3 protein-coding genes are annotated in these 1,195 nt (G+C 72.0%); all 3 read right to left on the bottom strand.

Annotated elements, in window-relative coordinates; all coding sequences use genetic code 11:
• Positions 1-76: 76 nt before the first annotated feature.
• Entirely contained in the window at positions 77-472 is a 396-nt protein-coding gene (locus tag H5J33_RS35895) for a DUF742 domain-containing protein (RefSeq protein WP_030793369.1), read from the bottom strand.
• 9 nt (positions 473-481) lie between these two features.
• Positions 482-916, bottom strand: a complete 435-nt coding sequence (locus H5J33_RS35890; RefSeq protein ID WP_030793366.1) for a roadblock/LC7 domain-containing protein — start codon at positions 914-916, stop codon at positions 482-484.
• Positions 913-1,195: hypothetical protein (locus H5J33_RS35885; protein ID WP_258565633.1), on the bottom strand; the 283-nt coding region annotated here is incomplete at its 5' end. The genes H5J33_RS35885 and H5J33_RS35890, both read right to left, overlap by 4 nt.

Below are 1,195 nucleotides of genomic sequence, written 5' to 3'. Positions count from 1 at the left end.
CGGCGTCCGTGAAGATGCCGCCTCGGTCGGCCCGGAACTGCCAGCCAGTCACGTCACTACCCCGCTCTCGCGCCGGTCACAGCGCCCGGAGGCCGTTGATCACGTCGCGCAGAATACTCTCGTCCGGCAGCTCCGCCGGCGGCACCGGGCGGGTCACGTGGACGTAGCCGGTGTGCACGAGATCGCCGATGAGCACGCGGACCACGCCGATGGGCAGGTCGAGTTCCGCGGCCAGTTCGGCGACCGACTGGGGCTCGTCCCGGCAGAGCCCGACGATGTCCACGTGCTCGGGGGACAGCGTCGGGTCCGTCTCCGGGTCGTCGGCGTCGAGCTCGGTGACGACCACCGCGATCAGGTCGAGGCGGTGCTGGCCCTCACTGGTGGTGCGGCCGCGTGTCATGGCGTACGGCCGGACGACCGGCCCGGCCTCGTCGTCGAACCAGTGGTTTCTTCCCTGACCGTCTCCGCTCATGCCATCCCACTACCCGCCTGCGGGCAGGTCGGTGCGCGGGGCGGTGCCCAGATGCACGCCGACCCGCTTGACCAGCAGCGTCATCTCGTAGGCGACCTGTCCGACGTCGGAGTCGGCGTCCGAGAGGACGGCGAGGCAGCTGCCGTCGCCGGCGGCGGTGACGAAGAGGAAGGCGCCGTCCAGCTCCACGATGGTCTGCCGGACGCCGCCCGCATCGAAGTGGCGGCCCACGCCCTTGGCGAGGCTGTGGAAGCCGGACGCGACGGCGGCCAGGTGCTCGCTGTCCTCCCTGGTCAGGTCTTTCGACACCCCGGTCGGCAGTCCGTCGCCGGACAGGATGACGGCCTTGCGGATGCTGGCGACCCTGTCCACCAGGTCGTCCAGGAGCCAGTTCAGCTCCCCCTTGTTCGTCGTCGTGTGGCCGGTGGCCTTCGGTGCGGTCATCGACCGTCTCCCTTGGTCGTTCCTTGTGCTGTGCCGTTGTGGGCCCCGTCGCCCGCGGCGTTCTCCTCCCGGCCGCGCTGCCAGCCCCGCTGGAGCGAGGCCATCCGGCTGCGGACCTCGTCGGCGTCGCGGTCGGCGGGCTGAGCCGCGCGTCCGGCGCGCCGTTCGGTGTCCTGCTTGAGCTGGGGGGCCAGGCTCGCCTGGCGTACGCGCCGGGGCGACCACCGTCGCACCCTTGAGGCCATCGCGCGGAAGCACCGCACCAACCCCCCTGCCGGG

Source organism: Streptomyces sp. WELS2, assembly GCF_013870595.1.
In the GTDB taxonomy this organism is placed as follows: Bacteria; Actinomycetota; Actinomycetes; order Streptomycetales; family Streptomycetaceae; genus Streptomyces.
Note: the sequence above shows the minus strand (reverse complement) of the source record. Positions and strands in the feature narration are given on the sequence as shown.

Excerpts from the sequence above, each read along its gene's own strand:
- H5J33_RS35895 (WP_030793369.1), bottom strand. The coding sequence starts at position 472 with ATGAGCGGAGACGGTCAGGGAAGAAACCACTGGTTCGACGACGAGGCC.
- H5J33_RS35890 (WP_030793366.1), bottom strand. The coding sequence starts at position 916 with ATGACCGCACCGAAGGCCACCGGCCACACGACGACGAACAAGGGGGAG.